Origin of the sequence: Rhodococcus sp. EPR-134, assembly GCF_001647205.1 — a bacterium.
Classification (GTDB): Bacteria; Actinomycetota; Actinomycetes; order Mycobacteriales; family Mycobacteriaceae; genus Rhodococcus_F; species Rhodococcus_F qingshengii.
This window is the reverse complement of the sequence record NZ_LVCT01000531.1, coordinates 1-7,459: the sequence shown is the minus strand read 5'-3', so window position 1 is coordinate 7,459 and position 7,459 is coordinate 1. Positions and strand designations below refer to the sequence as shown.

Here is a 7,459-nt window from a genome sequence, read left to right as displayed (position 1 = left end):
CATGGGATCAAGTGTTTCGGTCATCGTCGATCCTTCCCGCCAAGCTCAGCTCGGCGTGTTGAATCAAGGACCGGATCCACCGTTATTCAGACAGTCCCCATCTGCCATCGTCGACAACTATTGGGAGACAGCACCTCTCTTGAGTGCGGGTATCGCAGTCGCTGTACTCGGAGTAGTTAACGGCCTACCGAGTTTGATTGTCACCCTGATGCACAATCGACGGCCGCAACAGGGTTGAAGTTTTCGATTATGTTTTGTGGAAGGGTGCTTGCATGGCAACACAACCGCATGGCCAGTCCATAACCCCGGCGTGGAAAGTATTCACGGCCATCGGTTTTGCAGGTGTTGTGGGCGCTGCCGTGACGTACTTCCGAGACGGGTGCACTTTGGCGATCATTGGCGGGATGGTCATCCTCGCGATTGGTCTGCCGCTTACTGTCTGGTCCATCCTGCGAATGCTGCGTGAGAATCGAGGACATCGCCTTCATTGGTGGAGAACACCGCCGGTCAATCCGAGGAACGTCGACCTGTCTCGTGCTGTCGGCATTCCGACTACAATTTTCGGTGCACTGACCATCTGGCTGAATACAGCAGGTTCGGCGCCGTGGTGGTTGGCAGCAATCTTTACCGCCATTCTGATCGCGCTCTTCGGAGTAACCGTTGCCGTTCACAATATTCGCCTCAGTCAGCGAACCTGAGCTAGCCTTCCGCGCATGCCGGTTTCCGCGAGTGTCCGTGCGCGCCTTCGCTCCCACTTGCATCCAGACGACGAGATCCACTACGCGTTTCCAGCAGACGTTCTGATGAGCGCGAAACCGACGAAGAATATGTTGCAGTCGTGAACGCTGCCGACGCGGAGATCACGTCACCGCAGGACTTTCCACGAGATCCGTTGCCGAACCTTTGAAGGCACAAACAAAAAGGCAGTTTCTCATCTCTGAGAAACTGCCTTTTTGATCTAACTTCGGTCGGGCTGACAGGATTTGAACCTGCGACCACTTGACCCCCAGTCAAGTGCGCTACCAAGCTGCGCCACAGCCCGTCCCACGCCCTTGTTTCGGGCGCTTGGAAAGATTACATCAGGGACGGGCCGAAGTACCAATCGGCTGGTCAGAGCCGTTTCAGTACCGAATTGGACGCAGAATCAGCGGCCCTTACGATCACGCTTCTCGCGCACTCGGACGGATACGCGGATCGGGCTGCCGTCGAAGTTGAACTCTTCACGCAGACGCCGCTCGATGAAGCGGCGGTAGCCGGCCTCGAGGAAGCCCGTGGTGAAGAGAACGAATGTCGGCGGGCGTGTGCTTGCCTGCGTCGCGAACATGATGCGAGGAAGGCCACCACCACGCATCGGAGGCGGCGTTGCTGCCACAACTTCCTTGAGCCAGGTGTTCAGGCGACCCGTGGGGATGCGCTTGTCCCAGGACTCGAGAGCCGTGTCGAGAGCCGGCACGAGCTTCGCCACGGCGCGACCGGTGTGGGCGGAGATGTTGACTCGCTGAGCCCACGGAACGCGGACCAGATCGCGGTCCACTTCCTTGTCCAGCATGAGTCGACGGTCCTCGTCCACGAGGTCCCACTTGTTGAATGCGATCACCAATGCACGACCCGTGTCGGCCACCATGCTCAGAACACGCAGGTCCTGCTCGGTGATCGGCTCGTGTGCGTCGATGAGCAGGATCGCGACCTCAGCGGCCTCGATCGCGCTCTTCGTACGCAGCGACGCATAGAACTCGGCACCGCTGGCATGGCTGACACGCTTGCGCAGACCAGCCGTGTCGACGAAACGCCAAGGGCGCCCGCCGAGTTCGACGATGGAGTCGACGGGATCGACGGTGGTGCCGGCAACATTGTGCACGACGGACCGCTCGTCACCGGACAGCTTGTTGAGCAAGCTGGACTTTCCGACATTCGGCTTTCCGACGAGAGCAACACGACGCGGACCGCCGCCGGGGATACCTTCACGCGGGGTTTCCGGCAGCTTCTCGAGAACCTCGTCGAGCAGGTCGCCGGTGCCGCGGCCGTGGGTCGCACTCACGGAGTACGGCTGACCGAGGCCCAAGGACCACAGCGCTGCAACCTCGGACTCGGTGCGTCCGTCGTCCACCTTGTTGGCAACGAGGATGACCGGAGTCTTCGAGCGGCGAAGCACCCGAGCCACAGCTTCGTCCGTCGCCGTAGCGCCGACAACGGCGTCGACGACCAGGAGAATGGCGTCAGCCGTTCCCATGGCTAACTCGGCCTGCCGGGCAACGGCCTGCTGAAGACCCTTTGCGTCGGGCTCCCATCCGCCGGTGTCCTGGACGAGGAAGCGTCGTCCGACCCAGTTCGCTTCGTAGGAGACGCGGTCACGGGTAACGCCGGGGATGTCCTCGACTACCGCTTCACGACGGCCGATGATGCGGTTGACGAGCGTCGACTTGCCGACGTTCGGTCGACCGACAACAGCCAAGGTCGGGACGGCAATGTGCGCTTCGCCTTCGCCGTCCGCTTCGAGATCGGCGTAATCCCACTCCGATTCCTCGGACCAAGTTCCGTCACCGGCATATTCGGTTACCAGATCGTCGCTCACTGCACTGCTCCAGTTCTGTCGCTGACCACCAACAGCAACTTGGCGATCACATCTTCAATTCCCAATTCGCTCGTATCCACCAGAATGGAGTCGTCGGCAGGGCGCAACGGCGACACTGCCCGAGTCGAATCGAGATGGTCACGGCGCTGCACATCAGCCAGCACCGCTTCGTAATTGTCTTCACGGCCTTGGCCGATGTTCTGCGTATTGCGCCGTGCCGCACGGGTTTCCGCCGATGCGGTCAAGAAGATCTTGACGTCTGCATCGGGGAGTACGACGGTTCCGATGTCGCGACCTTCCACGACGATCCGGTCTGCGCTTGCCGCCAACTCACGCTGAGTGGCGACCAGCAGGTCGCGAACTTCGGGTACGGCCGACACTGCGGAGACAGCCTTGGTGACCGCGTCGCCGCGGATCTCCTCGCTGACGTCCGCGCCGTCGAGATGCACCTGCTCGCTGCTCGGATCGGTACCGATGGACCATGGCAACGCCGCAACGGCAGCCGTGATCGCGGCGGAATCCGCCAGATCGATTCCCTGACGCAGCACGTGCAGGGTCGCGATCCGGTAGATGGCTCCGGTGTCGAGGTAGCGAGCGCCCAAACGCTGCGCCAACGCGCGAGAGACGCTGGACTTGCCGGTTCCGGACGGTCCGTCCATAGCGACTACCAGCGGCATGGACGAATCGGTCACAGGCCGACCGCCTCGTACAGTCCACCGACCTCGCTACGTCCGAGGACGCGCTGCGTTCCCGGACGCTGATCGCCGAGAGCGACAACTCCGACGTTGGTGCGTACCAGGCGGACAACGGGGTGACCGACGGCATCGAGGAGGCGACGCACGATGTGCTTACGGCCCTCGTGCAGTACGAGCTTGACGAGCGTCTTGCCCTCGTTGATCTCGAGCACGGTGAACGCGTCCACCTTGGCCGGACCGTCATCGAGAGTGACACCGTCACGCAGCTGCTTGCCGGTGCTGCGCTCGACAACGCCGTGAACCGTGGCGAGGTACGTCTTCGGAACCTCGAACGACGGGTGCATCAGGCGGTGAGCCAAGTCACCGTCGTTGGTGAAGAGAAGCAAGCCTTCGGTGTCGGCGTCGAGACGGCCGACGTGGAAGAGCCGCTGACCCGACTGAACGCGCTCGGAGACGATGTCACCGACACACGGACGACCGAGATCGTCGGACATGGTGCACTGCCAGCCACGCGGCTTGTTCATCGCGAGGTAAACGAGGTCCTTCTGCACGACGACGCGGACGCCGTCGACACGAACCACTGCGTTCTCGGGGTCGACACGCAGACCCTGTTCGACGACGATGCGACCGTCGACCTCGACGCGCCCCTGGTCGATCAGTTCTTCAGCTGCACGGCGTGATGCGACGCCGGCCTGAGCCAGCACCTTCTGCAAGCGGACGCCGTCGCCCTTCGGCGGGCCGTCGTGCTTGGTGATCTCGGCATGCTGGTGACGTGCCGGCTTGGCGTTGGAGACCAACGGGTTCTGAGAGACGACGCGCTGCGGCTTCTCGGTCTTCGGCTTGCCTCGCTTGTTTGTCGCCGGCGGTGTGGGAGCTGCCGGGCGCTTGCGCGGAGGTCCGTCGAACTTGGACCCACGAGGTGCGTTCGACCATGCGCCGCCGCGAGGAGCGTCGGGGCGTGCGCCGCGCTGATCGTCACTACGACGGTCAGCGCCGCCACGCGGTGCGCGACGGGCGTCGACGTGGGGGGTACGGCGGTCATCGCTGCGGGGTCCGCGGCGATCGTCCGTGCGCGGGCCGCGCCGATCGTCGTTGTAGCCACCACGACGGTCGTCCGTACGTGCAGGGCGACGGTCATCACTGCGCGGAGGGCGACGGTCATCATTGAATCCACCACGACGGTCGTCCGTGCGGGGACGGTCGGATCCGGCGTTGCGGTCGTATCCGGAGGTACTGCGGGAAGTGTTGCTGCGTCCACCACGGGGCGCTTCGCTACGTGCGCCGCGGGGGGCGTCGCTGCGACCACCACGGGGGGCATCGCTGCGTGCGCCGCGGTTGTCGCGGGAGTTGTTACGGTCCGGTGTGCCATCTCGGCGAGCGGGATTGTTCACTTTTTTCCTGTCAGTTTTCTACTGTTTCCCGAGCGTGGTCGGGTCTTTCTCGGTGCTGACGAGCGCCGGAATTCCGGTCAGTCGTCGACTTCGGTGTCCACTACGTCAGCGGGCACGTCTGCCTTGTTCATTCTCGCAAATCGCGGATCGGATTCCAGGCTTTCGCTGATGTCGTCGATGAGATCGACATCAGGCAAGAGCGGGGCCAACTCCGGGAGCTCGCTGAGCGAGGCCAGGCCGAGCCGTTCGAGGAACAGTTCGGTCGTGGAGTACCGTGTCGCGTTGGTGTCCGGGTCAGGCCCGGCTTCCGCGATCAGTCCGCGGGCAAGGAGGGTGCGTACCACCCCGTCCACGTTGACGCCTCGTACCGCACTGATCCGCGCACGAGTCAACGGTTGACGGTATGCGACTACGGCCAAAGTTTCCAATGCCGCCCTGGTCAATTTGGTGCGTGCGCCGTCCAATAGCAGCTTTTCCACGTACGGGGCAAACTCTTGTCGCGTGTACAGACGCCATCCGTCGCCCGCGTAGCGAAGGTCCATTCCGCTGCCGCGAGCGGTCAATGCGGCTGACATCGACGTCAGGCGTTCTTCGACTCGTTCCGGCGCGGTTCCGGTGACAGATGCGAGTTGGTTCACTTCGGCCGGCGAATCCACGACAAGCAGCAGCGCCTCCAGCACTGCGTCGAGTTGATCGTCGTCGAGTTCGAAATCGGGGGCGGAATCTTCGGACTCCGAGGCGTGTTCGGTAGGCTCGATCATCTCGTCTAGCTGCGAAGACTCTGGTTCCGTCGGCTCGGCGTTCATCCGTAGTCCTCCTCTGTGACCGGCGCGGCCGGGTCGTCTCCGGTCCAACTCACCATCAGCGGTCCGAGTGCTTCGGGTTGCTCGAACACGATGACCTGCCGGCGATACAGCTCGAGCAACGCGAGAAATCTTGCGACTATCTCGACGGTGATCTCACACTCGGCAACGAGGTCCCCGAAGGGTGTCCACTCCCCTATGCCTCGCTCGCGCAGCAACTCGAGAATTCGCTCAGCCTGCTCGGGTATCGAGATATTGGACACATGGAGGTGATCGAGGCCCACCGTCGGCACCGGACGCGGTGTGAACACCGTCGCCGCGATCTCCGCAAAACGCTGAGGATCGACGCCCAACAACACCTCGGGCAGGAGTTCGGTGAACTGATCCTCGACGGCAACCGAGCGCGGATAGCGCCGCAGCGCTGCTTCCTCCAACTCACCGAACAGCGCCGCAACTTGTTTGTACGCCCGGTACTGCAGCAGTCGCGCGAAGAGAAGGTCGCGGGCTTCGAGAAGCGCCAGATCCTCCGCGTCCTCGACCTGCCCGGCGGGCAACAGCCTTGCCGCTTTCAGGTCCAGAAGAGTGGCTGCGACGACCAGAAACTCTGTTGTCTGATCGAGGCCCATCGCACTGCCGAGTTCCTTGGTGTATGCGATGAAATCGTCAGTGACGGTGTGCAGGGCGACTTCGGTGACATCGAGCTGTCGTTGATTGATCAGGTTCAACAGCAGATCGAACGGGCCTTCGAAGTTCCGGAGAGTGACTCGGAAACCGGCAGCCTTGGCTGCGGTCTGAGCGTCGGTCGGCACGTTCGGGTCGATCGAATCCGGCTCGACTTCGACCGAATCTTCTTGCGATGCAATCAGTTCCACTAACGACCAGACCGGTGAATGACCTCGCGGGCCAATGCTCGATATGCCTCGGCCCCAGCCGATTTCGGCGCCCACGTCGTGATCGGCTCACCGGCGACGCTGGTTTCGGGGAATCGGACGGTGCGGTTGATCACCGTGTCGTAGACGACGTCGCCGAACACCTCGACGACTCGCGCCATCACCTCACGAGCGTGCAGAGTCCGGGCGTCGAACATCGTGACGACGATACCGGCCAACTCGAGCTTGGGATTGAGACGATCGTGCACCTTTTCGACGGTGTCGTTGAGGAGTGCCAGGCCGCGCAGGCTGAAGTACTCGCATTCCATCGGAATGATGACCGAATCGGCGCAAGCCAGCGCATTCACCGTGAGCAGGCCAAGCGACGGCTGGCAGTCGATGAGCACGTAGTCGTACCGATCGAGAACAGGGTGCAACACGCGCCCCAAGGTCTGCTCACGTCCGACCTCGGTGACCAATTGGATCTCGGCGGCCGAAAGGTCGATGTTGCTGGGCAGCAGGTCGAGGCCGTCGACCCGAGTGCGCATCAACACATCGTCGATGGACACACGCGGTTCGACCAGAAGGTTATGGACGGTCAGTTCCAGGTCGTGATGCTGGACGCCCAGTCCAGCAGACAACGCGCCTTGGGGATCGAGATCCACCAGGAGCACTCGGCGACCGTATTCGGCCAACGACGCACCCAGGTTGATGGTCGACGTCGTCTTGCCGACGCCGCCCTTCTGGTTGCACATCGCGATGATCATCGCGGGTCCGTGGTGCGCCAACGGTGTCGGTTGGGGTACCTCGCGGACCGGTCGACCTGTCGGGCCGAGTTCTTCCGCGGAAACGGTGAGGGTTTCCGCAGGTGGAGAGGCTACTGGCGTCGTATCTATTTCGAACATCGCCTCTGGTTCGGAGGGTACAGCTGGTGCTGATTCGTTCACGCGCTCGAAGAGTTGGGCATTGACATGCGGCGGCGCGGACTCCGCCGCTGGTGGCTGCGATGTCGACACGGTCCGATGCTCCCCTACTCTTTCGGCGGTTGCTCTCGGCGCCGGCAAACCCCCGAAACTGCGGTGGAGGCCGCTCGCGCTCCTTGAACGCTACCGCCTACATCACCGAATGG

Annotated in this window: 7 protein-coding genes and 1 tRNA gene; 1 reads left to right on the top strand and 7 read right to left on the bottom strand. The window is 62.6% G+C overall.

Going from position 1 to position 7,459, the window contains the following annotated elements:
* The first annotated feature begins 272 nt into the window (after positions 1-272).
* A complete protein-coding gene (locus tag A2J01_RS24225) occupies positions 273-698 on the top strand; it encodes a hypothetical protein (RefSeq protein ID WP_054828053.1) in 426 nt (141 codons plus the stop codon).
* 270 nt (positions 699-968) lie between these two features.
* Here A2J01_RS24225 and A2J01_RS24220 read toward each other — a convergent pair.
* From A2J01_RS24220 to A2J01_RS24190, 7 genes are all read right to left on the bottom strand, one after another.
* Positions 969-1,042 (bottom strand) — tRNA-Pro (locus A2J01_RS24220).
* Positions 1,043-1,144: 102 nt separating this feature from the next.
* Positions 1,145-2,572 carry a ribosome biogenesis GTPase Der gene (gene der, locus A2J01_RS24215; RefSeq protein ID WP_064113764.1) on the bottom strand — a complete coding sequence of 476 codons (1,428 nt, stop codon included), beginning with the start codon at positions 2,570-2,572 and terminating at the stop codon, positions 1,145-1,147.
* Positions 2,569-3,249 (bottom strand): (d)CMP kinase, encoded by a 681-nt coding sequence (gene cmk, locus A2J01_RS24210; RefSeq protein WP_182261235.1) that lies wholly within the window; start codon positions 3,247-3,249, stop codon positions 2,569-2,571. Before cmk ends, der begins: the two co-directional genes overlap by 4 nt.
* Before the next feature lie 11 nt (positions 3,250-3,260).
* Positions 3,261-4,658 (bottom strand): pseudouridine synthase, encoded by a 1,398-nt coding sequence (locus tag A2J01_RS35370; RefSeq protein WP_075833298.1) that lies wholly within the window; start codon positions 4,656-4,658, stop codon positions 3,261-3,263.
* Between the two features lie 77 nt (positions 4,659-4,735).
* On the bottom strand, positions 4,736-5,419 hold the full coding sequence (scpB, locus tag A2J01_RS24200; RefSeq protein WP_064113766.1) for an SMC-Scp complex subunit ScpB: 684 nt from the start codon (positions 5,417-5,419) through the stop codon (positions 4,736-4,738).
* Between the two features lie 41 nt (positions 5,420-5,460).
* Positions 5,461-6,282, bottom strand: coding sequence for a segregation and condensation protein A (locus A2J01_RS24195; protein ID WP_046379919.1), 822 nt, complete (start codon positions 6,280-6,282; stop codon positions 5,461-5,463).
* A gap of 50 nt (positions 6,283-6,332) precedes the next feature.
* Complete coding sequence (locus A2J01_RS24190) at positions 6,333-7,346, bottom strand: ParA family protein (protein WP_003946138.1); 1,014 nt, start codon at positions 7,344-7,346, stop codon at positions 6,333-6,335.
* Positions 7,347-7,459: the final 113 nt, after the last annotated feature.